22 protein-coding genes are annotated in these 24,070 nt (G+C 63.5%); 14 read left to right on the forward strand and 8 right to left on the reverse strand.

The window, feature by feature from the left end; genetic code table 11:
• Positions 1 to 26 precede the first annotated feature (26 nt).
• The 3 genes from GRI42_RS04510 (at position 27) to GRI42_RS04520 (ending at position 4,788) form a co-directional block, all read left to right on the forward strand.
• On the forward strand, positions 27 to 1,340 hold the full coding sequence (locus GRI42_RS04510) for an MFS transporter (RefSeq protein WP_160607150.1): 1,314 nt from the start codon (positions 27 to 29) through the stop codon (positions 1,338 to 1,340).
• A complete protein-coding gene (cysK, locus tag GRI42_RS04515) occupies positions 1,337 to 2,257 on the forward strand; it encodes a cysteine synthase A (protein WP_160607151.1) in 921 nt (306 codons plus the stop codon). The genes GRI42_RS04510 and cysK overlap by 4 nt, the downstream gene beginning before the upstream one ends.
• Before the next feature lie 110 nt (positions 2,258 to 2,367).
• Positions 2,368 to 4,788, forward strand: coding sequence for a S9 family peptidase (locus tag GRI42_RS04520; RefSeq protein WP_160607152.1), 2,421 nt, complete (start codon positions 2,368 to 2,370; stop codon positions 4,786 to 4,788).
• Between the two features lie 69 nt (positions 4,789 to 4,857).
• On the opposite strand, the gene GRI42_RS04525 is transcribed toward GRI42_RS04520, so the two are convergent.
• The 4 genes from GRI42_RS04525 to GRI42_RS04540 form a co-directional block, all read right to left on the reverse strand.
• A complete protein-coding gene (locus tag GRI42_RS04525) occupies positions 4,858 to 6,663 on the reverse strand; it encodes an acyl-CoA dehydrogenase C-terminal domain-containing protein (protein WP_160607153.1) in 1,806 nt (601 codons plus the stop codon).
• Between the two features lie 61 nt (positions 6,664 to 6,724).
• A complete protein-coding gene (locus tag GRI42_RS04530) occupies positions 6,725 to 7,180 on the reverse strand; it encodes a MerR family transcriptional regulator (RefSeq protein ID WP_160607154.1) in 456 nt (151 codons plus the stop codon).
• Between the two features lie 32 nt (positions 7,181 to 7,212).
• The gene (gene hisI / locus GRI42_RS04535) at positions 7,213 to 7,587 is read right to left on the reverse strand and encodes a phosphoribosyl-AMP cyclohydrolase (protein ID WP_160607155.1); all 375 of its coding nucleotides are present in this window, start codon (positions 7,585 to 7,587) and stop codon (positions 7,213 to 7,215) included.
• A 347-nt stretch (positions 7,588 to 7,934) separates the two neighbouring features.
• Complete coding sequence (locus GRI42_RS04540; RefSeq protein WP_234033833.1) at positions 7,935 to 8,675, reverse strand: ComF family protein; 741 nt, start codon at positions 8,673 to 8,675, stop codon at positions 7,935 to 7,937.
• A gap of 86 nt (positions 8,676 to 8,761) precedes the next feature.
• Here GRI42_RS04540 and GRI42_RS04545 point away from each other — a divergent pair, with 86 nt between their 5' ends.
• Complete coding sequence (locus GRI42_RS04545) at positions 8,762 to 9,520, forward strand: methyltransferase domain-containing protein (protein ID WP_160607157.1); 759 nt, start codon at positions 8,762 to 8,764, stop codon at positions 9,518 to 9,520.
• On the opposite strand, the gene ppdK is transcribed toward GRI42_RS04545, so the two are convergent.
• From ppdK to GRI42_RS04560, 3 genes are read right to left on the reverse strand one after another with little or no spacing between them, the layout of a single operon-like run.
• Positions 9,517 to 12,195 carry a pyruvate, phosphate dikinase gene (ppdK, locus tag GRI42_RS04550; RefSeq protein WP_160607158.1) on the reverse strand — a complete coding sequence of 893 codons (2,679 nt, stop codon included), beginning with the start codon at positions 12,193 to 12,195 and terminating at the stop codon, positions 9,517 to 9,519. The genes GRI42_RS04545 and ppdK overlap by 4 nt on opposite strands.
• Positions 12,196 to 12,252: 57 nt before the next feature.
• Positions 12,253 to 14,448 carry a glycine--tRNA ligase subunit beta gene (gene glyS, locus GRI42_RS04555; protein WP_160607159.1) on the reverse strand — a complete coding sequence of 732 codons (2,196 nt, stop codon included), beginning with the start codon at positions 14,446 to 14,448 and terminating at the stop codon, positions 12,253 to 12,255.
• A complete protein-coding gene (locus GRI42_RS04560) occupies positions 14,445 to 15,344 on the reverse strand; it encodes a glycine--tRNA ligase subunit alpha (RefSeq protein WP_160607160.1) in 900 nt (299 codons plus the stop codon). Before GRI42_RS04560 ends, glyS begins: the two co-directional genes overlap by 4 nt.
• Before the next feature lie 194 nt (positions 15,345 to 15,538).
• Between GRI42_RS04560 and GRI42_RS04565 the strand changes: the two genes are divergently transcribed.
• The 10 genes from GRI42_RS04565 to GRI42_RS04610 all read left to right on the forward strand — a co-directional run bounded on the left by GRI42_RS04565 (position 15,539) and on the right by GRI42_RS04610 (position 22,395).
• A complete protein-coding gene (locus tag GRI42_RS04565; protein WP_160607161.1) occupies positions 15,539 to 15,856 on the forward strand; it encodes a UrcA family protein in 318 nt (105 codons plus the stop codon).
• 75 nt (positions 15,857 to 15,931) lie between these two features.
• Positions 15,932 to 16,345: a hypothetical protein gene (locus GRI42_RS04570; RefSeq protein ID WP_160607162.1), complete on the forward strand. Its 414-nt coding sequence runs from the start codon at positions 15,932 to 15,934 to the stop codon at positions 16,343 to 16,345.
• A 17-nt stretch (positions 16,346 to 16,362) separates the two neighbouring features.
• Entirely contained in the window at positions 16,363 to 16,560 is a 198-nt protein-coding gene (locus GRI42_RS04575) for a helix-turn-helix transcriptional regulator (RefSeq protein ID WP_160607163.1), read from the forward strand.
• Positions 16,544 to 17,200, forward strand: coding sequence for a hypothetical protein (locus GRI42_RS04580; protein WP_160607164.1), 657 nt, complete (start codon positions 16,544 to 16,546; stop codon positions 17,198 to 17,200). Before GRI42_RS04575 ends, GRI42_RS04580 begins: the two co-directional genes overlap by 17 nt.
• Before the next feature lie 41 nt (positions 17,201 to 17,241).
• On the forward strand, positions 17,242 to 18,153 hold the full coding sequence (locus GRI42_RS04585) for a TraB/GumN family protein (protein ID WP_160607165.1): 912 nt from the start codon (positions 17,242 to 17,244) through the stop codon (positions 18,151 to 18,153).
• On the forward strand, positions 18,150 to 19,034 hold the full coding sequence (locus GRI42_RS04590) for a TraB/GumN family protein (protein WP_160607166.1): 885 nt from the start codon (positions 18,150 to 18,152) through the stop codon (positions 19,032 to 19,034). The genes GRI42_RS04585 and GRI42_RS04590 overlap by 4 nt, the downstream gene beginning before the upstream one ends.
• Positions 19,035 to 19,149: 115 nt before the next feature.
• Positions 19,150 to 19,833, forward strand: coding sequence for a 50S ribosomal protein L25/general stress protein Ctc (locus tag GRI42_RS04595; protein WP_160607167.1), 684 nt, complete (start codon positions 19,150 to 19,152; stop codon positions 19,831 to 19,833).
• A gap of 111 nt (positions 19,834 to 19,944) precedes the next feature.
• On the forward strand, positions 19,945 to 20,940 hold the full coding sequence (locus tag GRI42_RS04600; RefSeq protein WP_160607168.1) for an SDR family oxidoreductase: 996 nt from the start codon (positions 19,945 to 19,947) through the stop codon (positions 20,938 to 20,940).
• Positions 20,941 to 20,985: 45 nt separating this feature from the next.
• Positions 20,986 to 21,561 (forward strand): aminoacyl-tRNA hydrolase, encoded by a 576-nt coding sequence (pth, locus tag GRI42_RS04605; RefSeq protein WP_160607169.1) that lies wholly within the window; start codon positions 20,986 to 20,988, stop codon positions 21,559 to 21,561.
• A 123-nt stretch (positions 21,562 to 21,684) separates the two neighbouring features.
• A complete protein-coding gene (locus tag GRI42_RS04610) occupies positions 21,685 to 22,395 on the forward strand; it encodes a cistern family PEP-CTERM protein (RefSeq protein WP_234033835.1) in 711 nt (236 codons plus the stop codon).
• 86 nt (positions 22,396 to 22,481) lie between these two features.
• Here GRI42_RS04610 and GRI42_RS04615 read toward each other — a convergent pair whose 3' ends face one another.
• Positions 22,482 to 24,005 carry a tetratricopeptide repeat protein gene (locus GRI42_RS04615; protein WP_160607170.1) on the reverse strand — a complete coding sequence of 508 codons (1,524 nt, stop codon included), beginning with the start codon at positions 24,003 to 24,005 and terminating at the stop codon, positions 22,482 to 22,484.
• Positions 24,006 to 24,070 lie beyond the last annotated feature (65 nt).

Raw genomic sequence — 24,070 nt, forward strand, 5'->3', positions numbered from 1 at the left:
GAAGGGGCGCCTGCCATGCGTTGGGCGTGAGAGAGACCGACACGCCCCCTTCCCCCGACACATCGCCGCTGCGCATCGCGAATTTCCGCGCCTACTGGATTTCGCGCCTTTCGATGACGCTGGCCCAGTACGCGATGATGCTGATCATCGGGTGGCAGACCTACAATATTGCACGTGACGGCGGGATGGGCGTGGCAGAGGCGTCTGGCCAGCTGGCCCTGATCGGCTTGCTCCAATTCGTCCCCCTGTTTATCCTGACCCCGTTTTCCGGTTGGGCGGCAGACCATTTCGACCGGCGCAACCTCGCTCGCCTGACGGTAGCACTCCAATTCGTGTGCGCGGTACTGCTCGCTTGGCTGACGGCGAGCGATAAGCTTTCGCTGGCCTGGATCTTCGGTATTGCGGTGCTGCTCGGCATAGCGCGCGCGTTCTCCGGCCCTGCGCTTTCCGCCCTTGCACCCAACCTCGTGCCCAAGGCGATCCTTCCCAATGCCATAGCCCTGTCGAGCATATCCTGGCAGGTCGGCATGATCGTTGGGCCCGCACTGGGCGGTTATTTCTACGCCATCGAGCCCTTCTCGCCTTATGCCGCGGCAGGGGTCCTGTTCCTGGTCTCGATGACCGCGCTGTCGCTCATCGGCAAGGTGCCCCAGCCACCGCGCGAGGCGAACAAGCGGCCGATCCACCAGATGGTAGAAGGCCTGCGCTACGTCGTACGCAACAAGATGGTGCTCGGCGCCATCACGCTGGACCTCTTCGCGGTATTCCTGGCCGGCGCCACGGCGCTTTTCCCGGTGTACGCGCGCGACATCCTCGAGGTCGGCGAAACCGGCCTCGCCCAGCTTGCCATGGCCCCCGCCGTGGGTGCGGCGCTGACTGCGCTGTGGTTCTCTTTCCGTCCCCTGCAGAACAATGTCGGACCCAAGATGCTGTGGGCCGTCGCCATTTTCGGCGCAGCGACGATCGTTTTCGGCCTGTCCACGTCCATGCCGCTCAGCCTTGCCATGCTGTTCATCGTCGGCGCGGCGGACATGTTCAGCGTCTATATCCGGCAGTCACTGATCCAGCTCCATACGCCTGACGACAAGCGCGGCCGCGTCTCTTCGGTCAGCCTGCTGACGATCAGCGCTTCCAACGAATTCGGCGATTTCTTCTCGGGCAGCCTCGCCTATGCCATCGGGCCGGTCGCGGCTGTGGTCGGCGGCGGCGGCGGCGCGATCCTGACGGTCGCGCTTTGGTCGAAAATTTTCCCCGTCCTGCGAACGACGCGGACCTTTGACCCGCCCGAGGAATTGCAGGAAGATACCCCCACCGGAAAGCTGCAGGAGCAGACCCCATGAAAGCCCAGTCCGTCCTCGAAACCATCGGCGGCACGCCCCACATCCGCCTCGCGCGCCTTTTCCCCGACCACGAAGTCTGGGTGAAGAACGAACGCGCCAATCCGGGCGGTTCGATAAAGGACCGCATCGGCCTCGCCATGATCGAGGATGCCGAGAAATCCGGCCGGCTCAAGCCGGGCGGCACGATCATCGAGCCGACCAGCGGAAACACGGGTATCGGCCTCGCCATTGCCGCAGCGGTCAAGGGCTATACCCTCGTGCTGGTTATGCCCGAGAGCATGAGCATCGAGCGTCGCCGCCTGATGCTCGCCTATGGGGCAAAGTTCGATCTCACACCCAAGGAAGGCGGCATGAAGGGCGCGATTGCCCGCGCACAGGAGCTGGTCGAGCAGACCGAAGGCGCCTGGATGCCGAGCCAGTTCGACAACCCTTCCAATTTCGAAGTCCACAAGCGCACGACCGCGAAGGAAATCCTCGCCGACTTCGCCGATACGCCGGTCGATGTGATGATTACCGGCGTCGGCACCGGCGGACACCTGACGGGCTGCGCCGAGGTGCTGAAGGAAAGCTGGCCCGCAATGAAGGCCTTTGCAGTCGAACCGACGCTATCGCCCGTCATCAATGGCGGACAGCCCGGACCTCACCCGATCCAGGGTATCGGCGCTGGTTTCATTCCCGAGAACCTGCACACCCAGTCGATCGACGGTGCCATCCAGGTCGACCCGGAAGACGCCAAGGAATGGGCGCGTCGCTGCGCTGTGACCGAGGGCTTGCTTGTCGGCATTTCGAGCGGCGCCACGCTCGCCGCCATTGCGCAGAAACTCCCCGATCTTCCTGCGGGCAGCCGCGTTCTGGGCTTCAATTACGACACGGGCGAGCGCTACCTTTCGGTACCCGATTTCCTCCCGACCGAGTAATTTGAGGCAGGGGCGCTTTTCGACGAAAGGCGCCCCCGTCCCTGCCAATTGCATTGGCGTTTCGAGACAAGGCTTTAGGCTGGTCCCGCCAAATCTTTTGGGGGACTGACATGTATCGCTTTTCCAGCCTGGTCGCGATTGCGATCGCAACCGCTGCCACGCCGCTCGCCGCGCAATCGACTTACGACACCCCGCCGCCGGCCATCGCCGATATCGTTACACGGGCCCCCTCGCCCTCGGTATCCATCTCGCCCGACGGCACGACCATGCTGCTGATGGAGCGCGAAGCACTTCCCCCGGTGTCGGAAATCGCCAAGCCGATGGAGCGCCTTGCCGGCCTCAGGCTCGATGTCTCGATCAATGACGTGCACAACCCGCGAAATGTCGTGGGCCTCTCCATCCAGGACATCGCCACGGGCGAAACGCGCAAGGTCGCCCTGCCGCCCGAAGCGGATATTTCCGAAGTGGGCTGGTCGAAGGACGGCGACAAGGTCGTCTTCAGCAACACTTATGCGGACGGTATGTCGCTACACGTCATGGACGTGAAGAGCGCCAAGGTCTCTACGCTGCTCGATCGCGGTCTCAATGCCATTTTCGCCGAGCCGCGCTTCCTTGCCGATGGCCGCGTCCTTGCGCTGACCATTCCCGAAAAGCGTGGCCCCATGCCGGTGGAATCGCTCACGCCCAGCGGTCCCGCGATCCAGGATGCGGCGGGCGGCGAGGAAGCGCAAACCCGAACCTATCAGGACATGCTCGAAAATCCTTATGACGAGGCGCTGTTTGAATGGCTGACCACCAGCCAGCCCGTCATCATCGATCCGACTACCGGCAAATCGAAGAAACTGCTCGAACCGAAAATCTACCTCGGTGCGGCACCCTCGCCCGACGGCAAGTACCTGATGGCGACGTGGATCGAGAAGCCGTTCTCCTACCAGGTTCCCTACAGCAGCTTCCCGATGAAAACGGCCATCTACACGATGGATAGCAAGCTGGTCAGCCTGATCCGCGAACGTCCGCTGATCGACAATTTGCCCGTGCAGGGCGTGGAGACCGGACGCCGCTCGATCGGCTGGCATCCCAATGAAGATGCGCTGGTTATCTGGGCGGAAGCGCTCGACGGGGGCGATCCACGGGTCAAGACCGACCAACGCGACGCCGTTTTCGTGCTTGGCGCCCCCTTCACCGGAGAAGGCCGTCGCATCGCGACGATGGAAGACCGCTATGTCGGCAGCCTCGGCCTCGAGGACACCGACGACATGATCCTCGTCGAATACGACCGCGACACGCGCGAAGTGCGCCAGACGCTGGTCGATGTGACCGGCACGGCCGAACCGCGCGTCCTCAACCTGCGCAATGTGCAGGATGCCTACAACGATCCGGGTAGCCCGCTGACCAAGCGTAACGACGCAGGTTACGGTGTTGCCATCGTCGACAATGGCGCGCTCCTCTTGTCGGGACAGGGTGCCAGCCCCGAGGGCAATCGCCCCTTCCTGCGGCGCTGGGATCTGGCCACGCTCGAGACCGCCGAGCTCTGGCGCAATTCGGGCGAAAGCTACGAAAGCGTGCTCGATGTCATCGCCGACGACGGCAGCCGCTTCATCACCTATTACGAAAGTCCGTCCGATCCCGGCAATATTCGCCTCCACAGCGGAGGTGAGGCGCGTTTCCTGACAGACTTCCCCGATCCGCACCCCGAACTGAGCGGCGTCGAACGCAAACTCATCACCTACAAGCGCGACGATGGCGTGGACCTGACCGCGACGCTCTATCTTCCGCCGAACTACAAGGAAGGTGACAAGCTGCCGGTGGTCGTCTGGGCCTATCCGCAGGAATTCAACGACGCCTCCACCGCAGGCCAGGTGCGCGATTCCAATTACCGCTTCACCCGCGTCGGCAGCTATTCGCACCTGTTCTTCCTCATGCAGGGCTATGCCATCATGGACCGCGCGGCGATGCCGGTCGTGGGCAGCGACCCGGAGACGGTGAACGACACCTTCATCGAACAGATCGTAGCATCGGCCCAGGCTGCCGTGGACGAAACGGTCCGGCTCGGCTTCGGTGACGGCTACCGTGTCGGCGTGGGTGGCCACAGCTACGGCGCATTCATGACTGCGCACTTGCTGGCCCAGAGCGACATCTTCCGCGCAGGCATTGCCCGCTCGGGTGCCTACAACCGCACGCTCACCCCGTTTGGCTTCCAGTCGGAACGCCGCGTGTTCTGGGATGCGCAGGAAACCTATTACAAGCTTTCGCCCTTCATGGCGGCGAACAAGATCAACGAGCCGATGCTGCTGATCCACGGCGAGAAGGACAACAATTCCGGCACCTTCCCGGAACAGTCGGAACGCATGTTCGCTGCGATCAAGGGCACGGGCGGCACTGCTCGCCTCGTCATGCTGCCGCATGAAAGCCACGGCTATCGCGGGCGAGAGAATATCCTCCACACGCTGGCCGAAATGATCGACTGGTTCGACCGATATGTGAAGAATGCCAAGCTCGGATCGGACAGCGCCGACGCGGCTGCCGAGTAAGCCGGAAGGACAAAAAGAAAGGGCGCCTCCCTCGCGGGGGGCGCCCTTTGCTTTTGGGGTAAGACCCGATCAGGCGGCAGTAGCGAATGCCTCTTCGCCCAGTGCCATCAGGCTGTCCGAACCCGCTTCCAGCTTGCGACGCAATGCGCCAGCATCCGGTAGGTAGCGGTCCATGTAATAGCGCGCGGTGGCCAGCTTCTGTTCGTAGAACGCCTTGTCGTCGCCGGCAGTGTCCAGCTTGGCGTGCGCGACCTTGGACATCTTCAGCCACATCAGGCCCAGCGTCACGATACCCATGATGTGCATGTAATGATGTGCGCCCGCGCCGAGATGGTTCGGGTTCTGCATCGCGTTCTGCATGAACCACATGGTCGCGGCCTGCTGCTGGCCGAGGGCCTTTTCCAGCTGCTCGGCCATGTCCTTGAGTTCATCGATTTCCTTGGCGGCGGCGATTTCCTCACCGACATGCTTGAAAAAGGCCTGGACTGCTGCGCCGCCCTTCTGGGCCAGCTTGCGGCCGCAAAGGTCCATCGCCTGCACGCCGTTGGTGCCTTCGTAGATCTGGGCGATACGGGCATCGCGCACGAACTGGCTCATGCCCCATTCCTCGATGTAGCCGTGGCCGCCGAAGACCTGCTGCATGTTGGTGGCGACTTCATAGCCCTTGTCGGTGCCGTAGCCCTTGATGACCGGGGTCATCAGGCCAAGCAGGAGATCGGCCTGCTCGCGTTCTTCCTCGGTCTGCGCCTTGTGCGTCAGGTCGACCAGCAGGCCGCCCCACAGGGCGAGCGCGCGCATCCCTTCGGTGAAGGCCTTCGCATCCATGAGCATCCGGCGAACGTCGGGATGGACGAAGATCGGGTCGGCCTGCGCCTCGGGCTCTGCCGGACCGGACAGGGCACGGCCCTGACGACGGTCGAGCGCGTAGGCGACGGCGTTCTGGTAGGCGACCTCTGCCTGGCTGAGGCCCTGGATGCCGACGCCGAGGCGCGCGGCGTTCATCATGATGAACATGGCGGCGAGGCCCTTGTTCTCTTCGCCGACCATCCAGCCCGTCGCACCGTCATAGTTGAGCACGCAGGTCGAGTTGCCGTGAATGCCCATCTTGTGCTCGATCGAGCCGCACATCACGCCATTGCGTTCACCGACCGAACCGTCGTCGTTGACGAGGAACTTCGGCACGACGAAGAGCGAGATGCCCTTGGTGCTGTCCGGGGCGCCCGGCGTCTTGGCCAGCACGAGGTGGATGATGTTCTCCGACATGTCGTGTTCGCCGGCCGAGATGAAGATCTTCGTACCGGTGATCGAATAGGAACCGTCACCGTTCGGAACAGCCTTGGTACGGATCATGCCAAGGTCGGTGCCGCAGTGCGGCTCGGTTAGGTTCATCGTGCCGGTCCATTCACCCGATACCATCTTGGGCAGGTAAATCGCCTTCTGCTCGTCCGAACCCTTGGCAACCAGCGCAGAAATCGCACCATTGGTGAGACCCGGATACATGCCGAAAGCTTGGTTGGCACTGGAGATGAACTCTTCCATCACGAAGCCAAGAACATGCGGCATGCCCTGGCCGCCGAATTCCTCCGAATGGGCCAGCGTACCCCAGCCCGCTTCACGGAACTGGTCGAAAGCTTCCTTGAAGCCCGGAGGCGTCGTGACCGAACCGTCTTCGTTGCGCACGCAGCCATGCTCGTCACCGATGCGATTGAGCGGAGCGAGGACTTCCGCACAGAACTTGCCGCCTTCGTTGATCACGGCATCGGTGACATCGTCGGTCGCCATTTCGAAACCCGGAAGGTTTCCGTAGCTGGCGAGGTCGAGCACTTCGTTGATGATGAAGCGCGTGTCGCGGGTGGGTGCGGTGTAAACGGGCATGTTGGGTCCTTGGAGAGAGGTTATCTTTGGCTTTGGCTTCTCGCCGGGGAGGAAAGCGAATTCAGTCCAGCTGCTCTTCGACAAGCGTGATGAACTCGGTCAGTTCCTTGATCGAGCTGTCGATGTCGGCGCGCTGGGCCTTCAGTTTGGCGACGTGCTTGCGGCACTTTTCCAGCGTCACGCGGCGCTGTTCGGCGCGGCCGTCGTCGAGGTCGTAGAGGTCGATCATCTCGCGGATCTCGGTGAGCGAGAAGCCCACGTTCTTCGCCCGCATGATCCAGGCCAAGCGCGCGCGGTCACGCTTTGAGTAGATGCGGGTAAGACCGACGCGCGAGGGGGCGATCAGCCCTTCGTCTTCGTAGAAACGCAAGGCGCGCGCGGTGCACTCGAACTCGCTGGTGAGATCGGAAATCGAAAACTGTTCCCGCTCGAGCTTGTCCGGACGCTCCAGATGGGCGCCGGCATGGCGACGGTCGGTTTCGTCATTCGACGGCGTGTTTTGAAGCGGTTGAGCCATGAGCCCCCTCTACCGCAACGTTTACGTAAGCGTCAAGTCTTGACGGGTTGGAGAACACCGTCTTCCAGCCTGCGATAGAAACAGCTGGTCGCACCCGTGTGGCAAGTCGGCCCCGCAGGTTCGCACACGAGGATCAGCGCGTCCTGGTCGCAGTCGACGAGGATTTCGCGCACCTTCAGCACGTTTCCGGAACTTTCGCCCTTCTGCCAGAGCTTGCCGCGCGAACGCGAATGGAAGTGGGCAAGCCCGGTGCTTTGCGTCGCCGCAATGGCTTCCTCGTCCATGAAAGCGACCATCAGTATTTCGCGAGTCGCAACGTTCACCACCACTGCGCTGAGCAGGCCGTTGGCATCGAACTTGGGCATGAATGCCTGCCCCGTTTCGCGCTGGATGGAGACTTCGGCCATGTTTCGTGTTCCGTTTTGTAAAAATACGACAGCTTGTTGCAGGATAACCACAAGCGGGTTTCAAAATCGACACTCTCGGCAGAACGCTATTCAATGATCGACCCGTTTGAGGAATGTTCCTTCCTGCAGGCAATGTGAGGCCTGTCAACCGGATCGCGGGCTTTCGCAGAATGCTCGGGTTTTGGGGGTCCCGGATACGCGGCCGCGCGGGGGTATTTGCGCGGCGCATCCGGTAACGATGAGGGATAGGACCCGATGCATGCTGGGGGGCTGCATCTTGGCCGCAAGGCCGGTCCGGTGTATTTCGTCACGTGGCGCCCGGGATCGCAAGGTCCCGGGCGTTTCGTTTAGGCAGCATGGTCGAGCGCTTCGTCGAGTACCCGCGAGAAGCAGGCGATGCTGACCGACCGCGCGCCGGCTTTCTTGAGGACTTTCACACAAGTCGAAGACGTCGCGCCACTGGTGAGAACGTCATCGACCAGAAGCACATCGCGTCCTTGCACCTGCCAGCCCTCCTTTCCCGACAGGGCAATCGCTCCCGATAGAACCTTCTCGCGCTCCTTACGCCCCTTACCGCCGAGGCTCTCGGTAGCCTTGTGGCGCTGCAGCAGGTCCACAGAAAGGGTGCCGCAACCGAGCTTCTCCAGCTCGCGCGCCAGCAGGGCGGCCTGGTTGAAACCGCGCCGCCACAACCGCCACCGGTGTAGCGGCACCGGCACGATAACCCTCTCGGGCGATCCGGGCGGAACCCGCGCCGCAATGAGCCGGGCCAGCATCGGCGCCATGGCGATCCGCCCGCCGTGCTTGAATGCGAGCACCAGCTTGCGGGAGGTTTCCGTGTAGAGAGTTCCGGCAGCGATGCCGTCATGCAAGGGCGGCTTCGCCATGCAGGGCAGGCAGAGTCCGCCTTCCGTCACTCCTGACGGACCGAACGGCCGCTGGCACGCGGCACAGGAGGGATCGGTCAGGATGGCGATGTCTTCCCAGCAGGCGGCGCATAGCCCCCCTTGTTCGCCGATTCCCTCGCCGCAGGCCGGGCAACGTGGCGGGTAGACGAGGTCGACGATCGGCGCTGCACCATCGCGCATTATCCTCCTGAAATGTCGCGCTTTCCCCATTCTTGCCGAGATGACGTGCTTGCATCGCGCTGGCAAGGGCGGCAGGGGCCTGCGCAATGGAAACACGGTTCCCTCCCCGCATTTTCTCGCGTCCTCGCCGCATGGCCGGACTACGTCGAGCGCTGGTGCGCCAGTCGCAGCGCGATGCGGCACGCTACATCATGGACGACATGGTGGAAGACGTGCTCGAACGGCTCGAATTCATGCGCCTGTCGCCTACACGCGTCCTTGTGATCGGCGACTGGACGGGAACGCTGGCGCTGTCCCTGCGCGGCAATGGTGCCAAGGTCGAAGAGACCGATGTGCGGCAGCTGGACGAGGAAGCCCCTCTTCCCTCCGGCAGCTATGACCTCATCGTCAGCCTTGCCTCGCTCGAACGGGTGAACGACCTTCCGGGAGCCCTTCTGCATCTGCGCGCCGCGCTGGCAAGGGACGGCATCCTGATCGCCAGCCTGATCGGGGCCGGGTCCCTTCCAAACCTGCGCCGCGCCATGATCGCAGCAGAGCCCGACAGGCCAGCACCGCGGATGCATCCGCTGGTCGACAATGCCGCGGCATCGGCCCTGCTACAGCGGGCGCTGTTCCGGCGGCAGGTGGTCGACAGCCGTACGCTCGAGGTGGCTTTCTCCTCGCTCGACCGCCTCGTCTCCGACTTGCGGGACCAAGGCCTCACCTCGAACCTTTCGACACAGGCTCCGCCGCTCTCCCGCACAGCCCTCGAGCGGGCCCGGACTGCATTCCTGGAAGGTGCCGGAAAGCAGGGCCGCGTGACCGAGGCCTTCGAAATCCTGACCCTGACGGGCTGGAAGGACTAGGCAGGCGCCTTACGCAAGCTGGCCTGCGCCGCTGCGAGCCGGGCAATCGGCACGCGGTAGGGCGAGGCGCTGACGTAATCGAGGCCGGTCTCTTCGCAGAAAGCGATGCTGGCCGGGTCCCCGCCATGTTCGCCGCAGATGCCGAGCTTGAGCCCTTCGCGCGTCGCCCTGCCCCGCTCTGCCGCCAGTTCGACCAGTTGCCCGACACCCTCGACATCGAGGCTGACGAAAGGATCGCGGGCGAAGATGCCCTTGTCGACATAGGTCGTGAGGAAGCGGCCCGCATCGTCGCGGCTTACGCCTAGCGTCGTTTGGGTCAGGTCGTTCGTGCCGAAACTGAAGAACTCGCCGACTTCCGCGATCTCGCCCGCCATCAGCGCGGCGCGCGGCAGTTCGATCATCGTGCCGACGAGATAGTCGACCGTGCAGCCCGAAGCCGCGAACACCGATTTCGCAGCGCGATCGACGACGTCCTTGAGCAGTTCCAGCTCGCGCTTCGTCGCGACCAGCGGGATCATGATCTCCGGCACCGGAGCTTCGCCGCTCGCCTTGGCGACTTCGCACGCGGCTTCGAAGATGGCCCGCGCCTGCATCTCGTAGATCTCGGGATAGGTTATCCCGAGGCGGCACCCGCGATGACCAAGCATGGGGTTGAATTCGTGCAGTTCGCCCGCGCGGCGGCGCAGCTGGTCGACGCTTTTGCCGGTGGCCCTGGCCAGTTCCTCGAACTCGGCATCGCCATGCGGCAGGAATTCGTGCAGCGGCGGGTCGAGCAGGCGGATGGTGCACGGCAGGCCTGCCATGACCTCGAAGATCTTGACGAAGTCGGCGCGCTGTTCGGGCAGCAACTGGTCGAGCGCGGCCCGCCGGCCAGCCTCGTTTTCGGCGAGGATCATCTGACGCACGAGGCTGATGCGATCCGCGTCGAAAAACATGTGCTCTGTCCGACACAGGCCGATGCCTTCCGCACCGAACTGGCGTGCCATGCGGCATTCGGTCTCGGTTTCCGCATTGGTGCGCACGCGCATCCGGCGGTGCCTGTCGGCCCATTCCATCAGCACACCGAAGTCACCGGCCAGTTCCGGTTCGATCGTGGCGACTTCGCCCGCCATGACCTGGCCGTTGGCGCCGTCGATGGTGATCGTGTCGCCTTCCTTCAGCTCGCGATTGCCGATGGTGAGCATGCGGCCTTCGCGGGCAATGGCGACCTGCGATGCGCCGGAAACGCACGGGCGCCCCATGCCACGTGCGACCACGGCTGCGTGGCTGGTCATGCCGCCGCGGGCGGTCAGGATGCCCGTCGCAGCGTGCATGCCGTGGATGTCTTCCGGGCTGGTCTCGACCCGTACGAGGATCACCTTCTCGCCGCGGTTGGCCCACACTTCCGCCGTGTCGGCATCGAGCACGATCTTGCCGCTCGCCGCGCCAGGCGAGGCAGGCAGGCCCGTGGTCAGCACATCGCGCGGTGCATTGGGATCGAGCGTCGGGTGCAGCAGCTGATCGAGCGCCATCGGGTCGACCCGCAGGATCGCGGTTTTCTCGTCGATAAGGCCTTCACCCACCATGTCGACCGCCAGCTTGAGCGCGGCCTTGGCGGTGCGCTTGCCGTTGCGGGTCTGGAGCAGCCAGAGCTTGCCCTGCTGCACGGTGAACTCGATGTCCTGCATGTCGCGGTAATGCCGCTCCAGCAGATCGAACAGGCGGGCGAGCTCGGCATAGGCTTCGGGCATCGCCTCTTCCATGCTCAGCGGCTTGGCACCGGCGGCTTCGCGCGCGGCCTTGGTGAGATACTGCGGCGTGCGGATGCCGGCGACCACGTCCTCGCCCTGCGCATTGACCAGCCATTCGCCGTAATAGGCACGCTCTCCGGTCGAGGGATCGCGGGTGAAGGCGACGCCCGTGGCGCTGGTATCGCCCATGTTGCCGAACACCATCGCCTGCACGTTCACGGCGGTGCCCATGTCGTGCGGAATGTCGTTGAGGCGGCGATAGACCTTGGCGCGTTCGCTGTCCCAGCTGTCGAACACAGCGCGGATCGCGCCCCAGAGCTGCTCGGTCGGGTCCTGCGGGAACGGGGCGTCATGCTCCTCGTCGACGATGCGCATGTACTCGGCGACCAGCGACTTCCAGTCGTCGGCGGTCATTTCGGTATCGGCGTAATAGCCTGCATCTTCCTTGGCGATTTCGAGCGCTTCCTCGAACAGGCCATGGTCGAGGCCGAGGACGACATCGGAGTACATCTGGACGAAGCGGCGATAGCTGTCCCAGGCAAAGCGTTCATCGCCCGAGGCGGAGGCAAGCCCCTTCACCGTCTCGTCGTTGAGACCGAGGTTGAGGACGGTGTCCATCATGCCCGGCATCGACACGGCCGCGCCCGAACGGACCGAGACAAGCAGTGGGTCCGACGCATCGCCGAAGCCCTTGCCTACGGTGCGTTCGATATGGGCCAGCGCTTCTGCCACGTCGGCGCGGAGCCTGTCCGAGAAGTCGCCGCCTTCGGCGAGGTACTTTAGGCATTCCTCGGTCGCGATGGTGAAGCCAGGCGGGACCGGCAGGCCGATGCTCGCCATTTCGGCCAGGTTCGCGCCCTTGCCGCCGGTGACGGTCTTGTCCTTCTGCCTTGCATTCGTATGCGGTGCATTGCCGCCGAAGGTGAAGACCGTGTCGTTACTCATCAGGGCAGTTCCTACAGCTTGGAACACATGGAACACGGTCCATGCGCAAAAATCGGGTCAGCCTTCGATCCGGCTGAAGTCGGCGACTTTGTGCACTGCAGCACGGAAGGCTGCAAGCAGGTCGAGGCGATGTGCCCGCTTGTTTTCTTCATCCGCGTTTACCGTCACTTCGTCGAAGAAGCGGTCGATCGGTGCACGAAGGCTGGCGAGAGCCGCCATGGCGCCGGAGAAGTCTTCCGCTTCAATGGCTTGCGATGCCGCCGGTTCAGAAGTCGCCAAGGCATCTATAAGCGCCTTTTCGGCAGGTTCCGGCTCGTAGGAAAGCTCTTTCGCATGGCGGAGGGCCATCTTTGCATCGATCACCGCCTTCATGTCCGGATCGTCGACCAGCGCCAGCGGGTCTTCCTCGCCCGTGCGTGCGATTTCGCCTTCCGCGCCGTGCCAGTCTTCCTTCTTGAGGATATTGGCGGCGCGCTTGTAGCCGGCGAGCAGGTTGGCGCCGTCTTCGGTGTCCATGAAGGACTGGAGCGCCTTCACCCGGGCGAGCAGGCGGACGAGATCTTCCTCGCCGCCGAGCGCGAAGACCGCGTCGATGAGGTCGTGGCGGACGCCCGCCTCACGCTGCTGGACCTTGAGGCGGTCGGCGAAGAATTCGAGCAGATCGCCCTGTGCGACCCCGAAGCGAAGGTCGTTGTCCTGCACGATGCGGATGACACCAAGGGCAGCACGGCGGAGCGCGAATGGATCTTTCGAGCCGGTCGGCTTCTCGTCGATGGAGAAGAAGCTGCGCAGCGTATCCAGCTTGTCCGCCAGGCTCACCGCCACCGTTACCGGCGCAGTGGGCACATCATCGCCCTGACCTACCGGCTTGTAGTGATCACGGATAGCGTCGGCGACGGCATCGGGCAGGCCTTCGGCGCGGGCGTAATAGCCGCCCATCAGGCCCTGCAGTTCGGGAAATTCGCCCACCATTTCGGTGACGAGGTCGGCCTTGGCGAGGCGCGCGGCCTGTTCGGCCATGTCCGCATCTGCGCCCTTGACCACGCCTTCCTCGACTAGCCAGCGCGCCAGCTTCGCCACGCGCTCGACCTTGTCGGCGACGGTGCCCAGCTTCTCGTGGAAGGTGATGCGCTTGAGGCCTTCGGCGTGCTGCTCGAGCGTCTTCTTGCGGTCGACGTCCCAGAAGAAGCGCGCGTCGGACAGGCGGGCGGCGAGGACCTTGCGGTTGCCGTCGACCACGCGCGCGCCACCGTCTTCCGCCTCGATATTGGCGGTGCAGATGAAGGCGTTGGCGAGATTGCCCGCCTCGTCCTCGCAGACGAAATACTTCTGGTTTACCCGTGCGGTCAGCTGGATCGTCTCGGGCGGAACCTCAAGGAAATCCTCTTCGAACCGCCCGAGCAGCGGGACCGGCCATTCGGTGAGGCCGGCGTTCTCGACCACCAGCCCTTCGTCCTCTACCAGCTTGAGACCTGCACCCTTCGCGGCGGCCATTGCGCCAATCCTGATTTCTTCCTCGCGAAGCCTGTGGTCGACAATCACATGAGCATCAAAGAGCTTTCGCTGATAGTCGTCGGGAGTACCGATTTCGATCATGCCGTTACTGTTCAAAACCGTTGGGTTCTTGTCTTTGAAAAACTCGACCGGCAGCCCGAAATTGCGCGGCTTCGAATCGGATTTCCTGATGCCATGGAAGCGATGGCCGGCAGTTTCCCGGCCACTCTTGACACCATGCACCTCGCAATCGATCACATCTTCACCCAGCAGCGCCACGATGCCCGAGAGCGGGCGAACCCAGCGCAAGCTTTCTGTGCTGATGGAGGCAGCGCCCCAGCGCATCGACTTGGGCCAGCTGAAATCGCGGACAATCCCGGGGATCGCTTCGGCGAGCAGGTCCTTGGTCGCCTTGCCCGGCTTCTCGATCACCGCAAAATAGGTGTTGCGTCCCTTAACGTCGCGCAGTTCCAGCTGGTCGCGGGTCACGCCGTTTTTGCGGCAGAAGCCTTCGATCGCCTGGTCGGGTGCACCTTCGGGCGGTCCCTTGGCTTCTTCGCTCACCGCCTCGGTGGCTTCAGGTAGGCCGCGTGCGATCAGCGCGAGGCGGCGGGGAGTCGACCATACGGTGATATCGCCGACCGTGACGCCGGCGGCTTCCATTTCGCGGCGGAACAGCTTTTCAAGTTCGTCGCGCGCACCCGTCTGCATGCGGGCGGGAATTTCTTCGCTGCGCAGCTCTAGGAGGAAGTCGCTCATTTCGACCACTCCGGATATTTCTCGGCCCACACGGGCGCTTCCTTTTCCATATGCGCTTCGCAGGCTCCGCGCGCGAGGTCGCGGACGCGGCCCATATAGCTGGCGCGTTCCTGCACGCTGATCACGCCGCGCGCCTGAAGGAGGTTGAAGATGTGGCTGGCCTCCACCGCCTGCTCGTAGGCGGCGATGGGAACATTATGAGCGAGCGCGTTCTTGCACTCGGCCTCGGCCTTGTTGAACAGGTCGAACAGCGCATCCGTCTCCGCGACCTCGAAGTTCCACTTCGACATCTGCTTCTCGTTCTCGAGGAAGACGTCGCCATAAGTGACGCCCTGCCCGTTGAAGTCGAGATCGTAGACGTTGTCCACGCCCTGGATGTACATGGCGAGGCGTTCGAGACCGTAGGTCAGCTCGCCCGCAACCGGCTTGCAGTCGAAGCCGCCCATCTGCTGGAAATAGGTGAACTGGGTGACTTCCATCCCGTCGCACCAGACTTCCCAGCCCAGGCCCCACGCACCCAGCGTCGGGCTTTCCCAGTCGTCTTCCACGAAGCGGATATCGTGCTTGAGCGGATCGATGCCGATCACCTCGAGGCTCTTCAAGTAGAGGTCCTGGATGTCAGGCGGACTCGGCTTCAGGATCACTTGGTACTGGTAATAGTGCTGCAGCCGGTTCGGATTCTCGCCATAGCGGCCGTCGGTCGGACGGCGGCAGGGCTGCACGAAAGCCGCATTCCACGGTTCCGGACCCAGCGCACGCAGCGTGGTCGCCGTGTGGAAGGTCCCTGCCCCCATGCGCATGTCATAGGGCTGGAGGATGAGGCAGCCATGCGCGCTCCAGAAATCGTGGAGCGAGAGGATCATGTCCTGGAAGGATTTGCGCGGATTACGGTCCATGGCGCGGCGCAATGGAGGAAGCGCGAAAAAGGGTCAATGGCCGCCTGCAAATCACCCGCTGAAGACAGGTAGTCACGACATGATGTCAGGTAGTGTTGACATTGTCAGCGAATCAGGACATATAGTCACCACAACCTGACACAAAGGAAGGTTGACCTAACCACTGGACCCAACATCCAAGCTGGAGACCTGACATGAAAAAGACCCTCGTTATCGCCGCCGCTCTGTTCGCCATTCCCTCGGCCGCCATGGCCCAGGACGCACCGTTCGCAACCGTGAACATCACCGACCTCGATCTTTCCACCAAGGCTGGTCAGGACAAGCTCGACAAGCGCATGGACCAGGCCATTCGCCGGATGTGCCGCGTCGACGGCTACGATGCCGAACTCCGCCGCCAGGAAACCGCCTGCCGCCTCGCCGCCAAGGCCGATGCCGCGCCCAAGGTGGCCTACGTCATCGACGCTGCCCGCAGCCAGCGTTTCGCCGCCATCGAACTCGATGTGCAGGGCTGACCCGCTTTCGCCGGGGCGTCACGCGACAACGGCGCCCCGGCGGATCACCGATCTACTAAACAGGGACTGACGGACATGACCGCCAAACCACTGACGAAACGCGAAAAAGCGGTTCGTCGCCACAATATTGCGACCCTGCTCGCATTGACGGCCTTCATCGCACTGGTCGTACGATCGACGGAACTGGTGACCCTGCCCGAGACAGTGAACTTCGTGGCCATCATGACCCTGTTCGTCGCTATCATCACCATGTTCGTGACGCGCAATGCCGACGAATATGTGGCAGCCATATGGCGGGCCGGCACCAGCACCGCGTTCATAATCACGGCCGCGGTACTCATCTTCCTGCCTTTCACCGAGGGGTTCATCGACGGACTGATGGGCATCGAGAACGGGCAAGATATCGACGCCAGCGACGCCAGCGAAATGGTGATCATCGCTTCCTTCTTCATCGCCAATGCGTGGGCCCGCCTGCGCGGCACGGCGTAACCGGACAAGGAGACCGCATGAACAACCGCCTCAAGGTGCTTCGCGCGATGAACGACTGGAGCCAGGCCGAACTGGCCGCCCGGCTCGACGTCTCGCGCCAAGCCGTAAACGCCATCGAGACAGGCAAGCACGACCCGTCCTTGCCCCTCGCCTTTCGTATCTCGCGCCTTTTCAACCTTCCAATCGAGGAGATCTTCGATGACGGACACGAATGATATCGACATGCCCGCCAACGGCGGTTTTCTCGCCAAAATCGGCGGCGTGCTGCTTCTTATCCTGCTGGGGATCGCCGCGATCTTCGCGCTCGGCTTCGTGGTGGGCGTATCGGGAGCGGCGATCAAGCATGGCCACCTGAGCATGAAGGCAGCTGGACTTCTCGCCGGCGGTGTGGCCGCCTGCGCCCTGTGTGCATACCTCGTCTACCGCCTGCGCCCGGACATGCGCTTCGGCGAACCGATGTCGCCCAAGACCAGGCGCGCGAACTGGGCGCTGATTGCCTCGGGCGTGCTGGGCGGCGTGATCGGGCTCGTCCTTGCCCTGACCGAACTGCAGACTGGAGAAGGCGGCGTATTCAGCAACGGACCGATCCCGCTAGGCCCTGCCCTCTTCGTGGTCGGCGCTTATGTCCTCTTGCTGCCGTTGCTCGCCTACCACTGGTTCCGCAATGCAGACGAGTTCGAACGTGCCGCTTCGGGCAAGGGCGCCGTCGCCGCAATCTATGCCTACGGCTTCATCGCACCGACCTGGTGGATACTCACCCGCGCAGGACTCCTCCCGCCGCAGGACCCGATGATTGTCTACCTGATCGTCATTTCCGTCTGGGGCGTGGTCTGGCAAATCCGCCGTGCAGACTGAGCCGGAATGCAGCAACACCGATTCGCCAAGGAATTACTACGATGAAACTTCGCAATGCCGCCCTTGCTGCCTCCTCGGCCCTGGCGCTACTTGCCCTTCCGGCCTGCGCCACGACAAAGGCCGAACCCGCAGTTGCAGCCAAGGTCGAACCCAATGGTCCGGCCATGTGGAAAGTCGCCGACGAGGATACGACGATCTATCTCTTCGGCACCGTCCATGCCCTGCCCGACGATGTGAACTGGCTGCGCCCGGACATCGCCAATGCGCTGAACAGCTCCGACACGCTGGTCACCGAAATCACTGCCGGCGAGATGGAGGATCCGTCGAGCCAGATGGCCATCGCTGCCAAGGCCATGTTGCCGCAGGACCAGTCCCTGCGCGATACGCTCAGTGACGAGGACCGCGCCGTTTACGAAGCCGCCTTGGGCAAGCTCGGCCTTCCGCCGGGTGCGTTCGACCGGTTCGAACCGTGGTTTGCAGGGATGACGCTGGCAGTGCTTCCGCTCTTGCAGCAAGGCTACAACCCCGAAAGCGGCGTGGAGAAGGTCATCGACACCGAAGCGGGGCCCGATCGCACCCGCGCCGCGCTGGAGACGCTGCAGAGCCAGATCGACATCTTCGATACGCTGCCTGCCGATGCGCAGGTCGAATTCCTGATGTCGTCTGCGCGCGATCCCATGGCCATCGTCAACATGATGGACCAGATGGTCGCGGAATGGATGGAAGGCGATGCCGACGATTTGGCGAAAATCATGAACATGGGCCTGTCCGACCCCACGCTCGCCGATGCCCTGCTCTACAAGCGCAACGAACGCTGGGCACAGTGGATCGATGAGCGTCTCGACACGCCCGGCGCAGTCTTCATCGCCGTGGGCGCTGGTCACCTTGCCGGCCAGAAAAGCGTCCAGGATTACCTGTCCGGGCGCGGCATCGAGGTGAGCCGGGTAAGGTGAGCACCAGGCATTTCGTCCTGACGCTGATGCTCCTGCTGGCCGCGTGCCAGCAGGAGCCGCAGGACGTCGCCGAAGCTGGCGAAGCCTATCCGGCCCTGTGGGAAATTACCGACGAGACCGGCGCGCTGGAAGGCTGGCTGTTCGGCACGGTCCATGCCCTGCCTGAAGACCTCGACTGGCGATCGGATCGGTTCGACCGGATCGAAGAAGATGCGGACCTGCTGGTCGTCGAGGTATCGGGCCTCGACGACCGGTCCGCCCTTGAGGCGCAGTTCCAGGCGCTGGCAACCGACCGCCGCCATTTGCCACCCGTCAAAGATCGGCTGGGTCCGGTCGAGCGCGAGCGGCTGCGCAACCTACTCAAGCGCAACGACATGGCTGCAAACGCGCTCGACGGGCTGGAAACCTGGGCAGCGGCGCTTGCGCTGGCACAGTTCGGGCGCATCCATCCCGCCGAATACGGGGCCGACAAGGTCCTGCTGGGCGATTTCGCGAGCCGCGAGATATTCGAACTCGAAGGCGCCGGACCGCAGCTGGCCATCTTCGACGGCCTACCCGAGGAAGACCAGCGCGACTTGCTGGTATCGGTTCTCGAGGAAGTTGACCGTGCCCCATCCGAGCGTCCCGACCTTGCGTTGATCTGGTCGAGGGGCGACCTGGACAGGCTGGAGGAAATTACCGGCGAAGGCATGCTCGCCGATCCGGAACTGCGCGAAGTCCTGCTGGTCGAGCGAAACCGGACCTGGGCCGCGCAGATCGAAAACTTGCTCACGGCAGCGCCCAGGCCGCTCATAGCCGTGGGGGCCGGCCACCTGCTCGGCCCGGACGGGATGCCCGCCCTGCTCGAAGCGCGCGGATATTCGGTGCGCCGCATCCAGTAACCCTTCGCGCTTGCTTTTGCGCCCGATGCCGCTATACGCGCGCCCTTCGGCGTCATGGTCATCCCTGGAGGCGTGGCGGACCGAACTACTCAAACGCATTCGAAAGGTAAGCGACATGAGCGATGCTCTGACCCTTCCGGCCGAGGCGCGCGAACGGGCTGGCAAGGGAGCCTCCCGTCAACTGCGCCGCGAAGGCCGGGTCCCCGCCGTAATCTACGGCGGCAAGGAAGAACCCACCCTGATCCACGTCGAGGCCAAGGAACTGGTGCGCCAGCTCAACACCGGCCACTTCATGAACTCGATCGTCGAGATCGAACTGGGCGGCAAGAAGCTGAAGACCCTTCCCAAGGACGTGTCGCTTCACCCGGTCAATGACCGTCCCGAGCACGTCGACTTCCTCCGCCTGACAAAGGGCGCGAAGGTCGAAGTCAACGTTCCGGTTGTTTTCGCCAACGAAGAGAAGAGCCCCGGCCTGAAGAAGGGCGGTGTTCTGAACATCGTCCGTCACGAGCTGGACCTGATCTGCGACGCGGACAAGATCCCGAGCGAAATCGAAATCGACGTCACCGGCAAGGATGTCGGCGATTCGATCCACATCAGCGAAGTCACCCTGCCGGCCGGCGCCGAAAGCGCCATCACCGACCGCGACTTCACCATCGCGACGCTGGTCGCTCCCTCGGCGCTCAAGCGTAGCGAAAGCGAAGGCGAAGAAGCCGCCGCTGCCGACGTTCCGGCCACCGAGCAGGATGCCGGCGATGACGCAGGCGAAGAGGAAGAAGCAGCAGAAGGTGGCGAATAAGCCCCTCCTGACGCTTTTCCAGCGAAACACGAAGCGCCGGCCTCGAAAGAGGTCGGCGTTTTCGATTCCGGCTTCATGCGCTATCGACCTCCTGCCAGAGAGGAGACGCACATGCCTGCCATCGACCGCCGCACCCTGCTCGCCGGAGCCGCCGCAACGGGCGCATTTGCTGCCGCTGCCACCAAGGCGAAGGGCGAGACACTCCCAAGCCCGCCAGACCTGTCGGGCAAGGCCATCCTCATCACCGGCTGTTCGAGCGGCTTCGGCAAGCTGAGCGCGATCCATTTCGCCGAACTCGGCGCAAAGGTGTTTGCCACCATGCGCAACCTGCCCCGCCCTGAAGGCGCAGAACTTGAAAAGCTGGCGGCCGAGAAGAACCTCGACCTGCACGTCCTCGAACTCGACGTGCTGGACGATGACATGGTGCGCGATGCCGTCGCCAAGGCTGAAGAGATTGCCGGCGGACCGATGGACGTCCTTGTAAACAATGCGGGCGTGGGCATCACCGGCCCGGTCGAAGTGCAGGACATGGAAGCGACCATGCTGGCTTTCGATACCAACGTCTTCGGCTATCATCGCCTAACCCGCGCCGTGCTGCCCGGGATGAGGGCCAAGAAGAGCGGCCATATCTTCGCGATATCCAGCCAGCTCGGCCGGGTGATGGTGCCCTTCTCCGGCCATTACTCCGCCACCAAGTTCGCGGTGGAGGCGATGTTCGAACAGCTCGCCTACGAGCTGGTGCCGCACAATATCGAGGTCACGGTGATCGAACCCGGCGGCTATCCGACAAAGGTCTGGGTCAACCGCAACGTCTATTCGGGCGAACTGAAGGCACGGGCGGGAGAACGCCACACCTCGGGCTATCCGCAGGTCGTTGCGCGGATGGGCGAGGAGGACGGCTCGGGTCGCAGCGCCGATCCGATGGACATCCCGCATGCCATGGCCCGAATCCTCGCGATGCCCTCAGGCACCCGCCCGGTCCGCGTTCCGGTAAGTGGCGGCAGCATCCCGCAGGCGGCCATCAACGAGGTTTGCGCGAAAACGCAGCTCGAGTGGCTGGGGGGCTCGCCGGTGCTCGGTCCGCTGGTGCGCGCAGTCCACGACTGACGCGACACCTTGCCCTTGGCGACGCAGGCTTTATGGCCTGCCGCCATGCAGATCTGGACAGGCCTCGGAAATCCCGGACCGCAATATGCGATGCACCGGCACAATGTCGGTTTCATGGCGTGTGACGTCATTGCCGACATGCACGGCTTCGGGCCTGTGCAGAAGAAGTTCTCCGGCTGGGTGCAGGAAGGCCGCATCGGCAACGAGAAGGTGCTCCTGCTGAAGCCAGCGACCTTCATGAACGAGAGCGGCCGCGCGGTCGGCGAAGCGCTGCGCTTCTACAAGCTGGGAGTCGAGGACCTGACCGTCTTCCATGACGAACTCGACCTTGCTCCGTTCAAGATCAAGGTGCGGCGCGGCGGCGGATTGGCAGGCCACAATGGCCTGCGCTCGATCAACCAGCACCTCGGCCCCGAATTTCGCCGCGTGCGCATCGGCATCGGCCATCCCGGCAGCAAGGAACGGGTGACCGGCCACGTGCTCGGGAATTACGCCAAGGCGGAAATGGACGACTTGGCCGACATGCTGGGCGCGATCTCGGCAGAGGCGGAATGGCTTGCCCGCGGGGACGATGCCCGCTTCATGAGCGAGATCGCACTGCGCCAGCAAGACCGGGAATAAGGCTCGCGGTAAATCCTGTGCCTAGTTGAGACAGTTTCGATTCCGGCATTCGCTTGGGCCCCGAAACGTGTAATGGCGAACGAACTTGGATAAATGGCTATTCACCTTTTAGGGGCAGGTATCATGAATATGCGTCACGCATTCGTTTCGGTCGCCGCAGGCCTTGGCCTGCTTGCAGCCACCCCGGCTGTTGCCGAACCGATCCTGCTCGATGACAGCAATGTCGGCGACAGCTACACGATCGACTTCGACGGCTTCGTCGACGGCAATGTGACGGTCGACGGTCTCGGCGCGAAGCTGACGCTTACGCTCAGCTCGATTGTCGGCAACGTCTACAACTTCGCATATTCGCTGACAAACACGACCGACTCGGGCGTTACCTCGCGCGTTTCGGGCTTCGCCTTCGACACCGACCCGGCGATCTCCAGCGCGTCGAGCACCGGCACGTACGATAATGCCATCGTCGGCGGCACCTATCCGAACCAGGTCGGTTCGGTCGATGTCTGTTTTCAGGGCAGCAATTCGCAGTCCTGCTCGGGCGGCGGCAGCGGCGGCGTCTTCAACGGCGACACCGGCACCGGCACGCTTTCGCTGAACTTCGGCAGCGCGCTCAGCAGCCTGACCCTCGATGACTTCTTCGTGCGTTACCAGTCGATCACCGGCGCCGGCGATATCGGTTCGGCCTCGGGCCGCCAGATCACCAGCACCAGCTCGGGCAGCGATGTTCCGGAGCCGAACATGATGATCCTCTTCGGCCTTGCTGCGCTGATGATCTTCGCCGGCACCCGTCGCCGCCGCTCGGCGCGTCCGATGGAAGAACCGGCTTACGCCTGATCAGATTTACCCTTCAGGGGGGCTGGGCGGCGCGCAATCAATCGATTGTGCGCCGCTTTTCTGTCTGACGCCCTGGGCGCCTTTGCTCAGGATTTCTTGGCCCGCGCGAGGCGATTGGCGATCGCGGCATTGTCGGGATCGAGCTTCGCAGCTTTTTCCAGCATGGCGACACCGCGGTCGCGCGAACCGTTCTGCACCAGCAGCCAACCCGCCGTGTCGAGGATCGAGGCATTCTGCGGGTCGAGTTCGACCGCCTGCAAGGCCATCTTGAGCGCCTCGTCCTTCTTGCCGAGATGAGACTTCGCATAGGCAAGATTGTTCAACACCAGCGCGTTCTTGGACGCGCCCTTGGCCATGATCGCCTCATAACTGCGCTCGGCGCTTTCCCACTGACGGTTGCGTAGAGCGCGGTCGGCCTTGGCAAGTTCGCCGCCGACCCATTCGGGTGTCGCCTGGCGCGAACGCTTCTCGAATTCCGTTGCCTTGTTGCTTCCGGCCGCCTTTGCAGCCTTGGCGGCCACCGCCAGCTCTTCCGGCTGTGCATCGGGGCGCATCGCCAGCAACTCGATCGTGTCGAGCGCACCTTGCGCGTCGCCGACTGCAAGCTGGGTCCGGGCGATCAGCGCGCGAAGGTCGCGGGCGCCGGGATTGGCGCGGAGCATGGGTTGCAGCAACGTAAGGGCCTGCGCCCCGTTGCCGAGCTCCAGCAAGGCCTCGCCATAAACGAGGCGCATCTGCGGAATGTCGCGCATATCGGCCTCAAAGGCCTGCAGAATGTCGCGCACTTGCTTCCATTCTCCGTCCCGCGCAGCCAGCTTGGCGCGCAGAAGCGCGATGTCGCGGTTCTCCGGCGCTTCCTCGAAGAGGCCGGAGACGAGCGGGCGGGCGTCGTCGTATTTCTCCATGACCAAGAGCAGGTCGGCCTTGCCGAGACGCGCCTCGAAGTTCGCCGGATGCTCTTTCAGCGCCGCATCGTAATAGGCGAGCGACGCCGGCAAGCGGTCGCGAACGCGCGCGACCAGCGCCTGGGCAAGCCGCGCCTCGATGGATGCGGCGTCGACTTGGGCAGCTCGGTCCGCAAGCATTCGCGCACGTTCGATATCGCCCCGGGCGAGCTCGAAACGGGCCGACGAGGCCAGCAGGCGCGGATCAGCGGGATCGCGACCTTCGCCTACGGCAAACGCCTTGGCTGCATCCTCAACCTTGCCTTGTGCCAGCAGGGCGAGCGCACGCACGCAGTCCGCACCGGCGGTTTCGATACCCTCCACGGCAGCTGTCGCTTCGGCATAGCGTCCGCGTAGCACTTCTGCCTCGCCCATCAGGGTGGCGAATTCGGGCGCCCCCTTCTCGCCTGCAGGAAGGCGCTCCAGCGTGGCGGCGGCGCCCTCCCCGTCACCCAGCGCGATCTGCGTGCGAGCCAGAAGGGCCCGCATTTCCAGATTTCCCGGCTTTTCGCGCAGTCCCGCGATCAGCGCCACGCGCGCTGCACGGAAATCATGCTCTGCAAACGCCTCCTGGCCCCGTGCGAAACTCGATTCAGGGTCGGGCGAACAGGCCGCCAGCGAAAGGGCGAGCGCGACGCCCGCGAGAAGTGAAGTCTTCCTGATCATGCCCGATGCCTACCAGACAAGGTTAAAGCGTTCGTGAAGCTGGCAATGATTGCCCTGCCCGTCTA

The sequence above is a fragment of the Qipengyuania gaetbuli genome (assembly GCF_009827315.1).
Classification (GTDB): domain Bacteria; phylum Pseudomonadota; class Alphaproteobacteria; order Sphingomonadales; family Sphingomonadaceae; genus Qipengyuania; species Qipengyuania gaetbuli.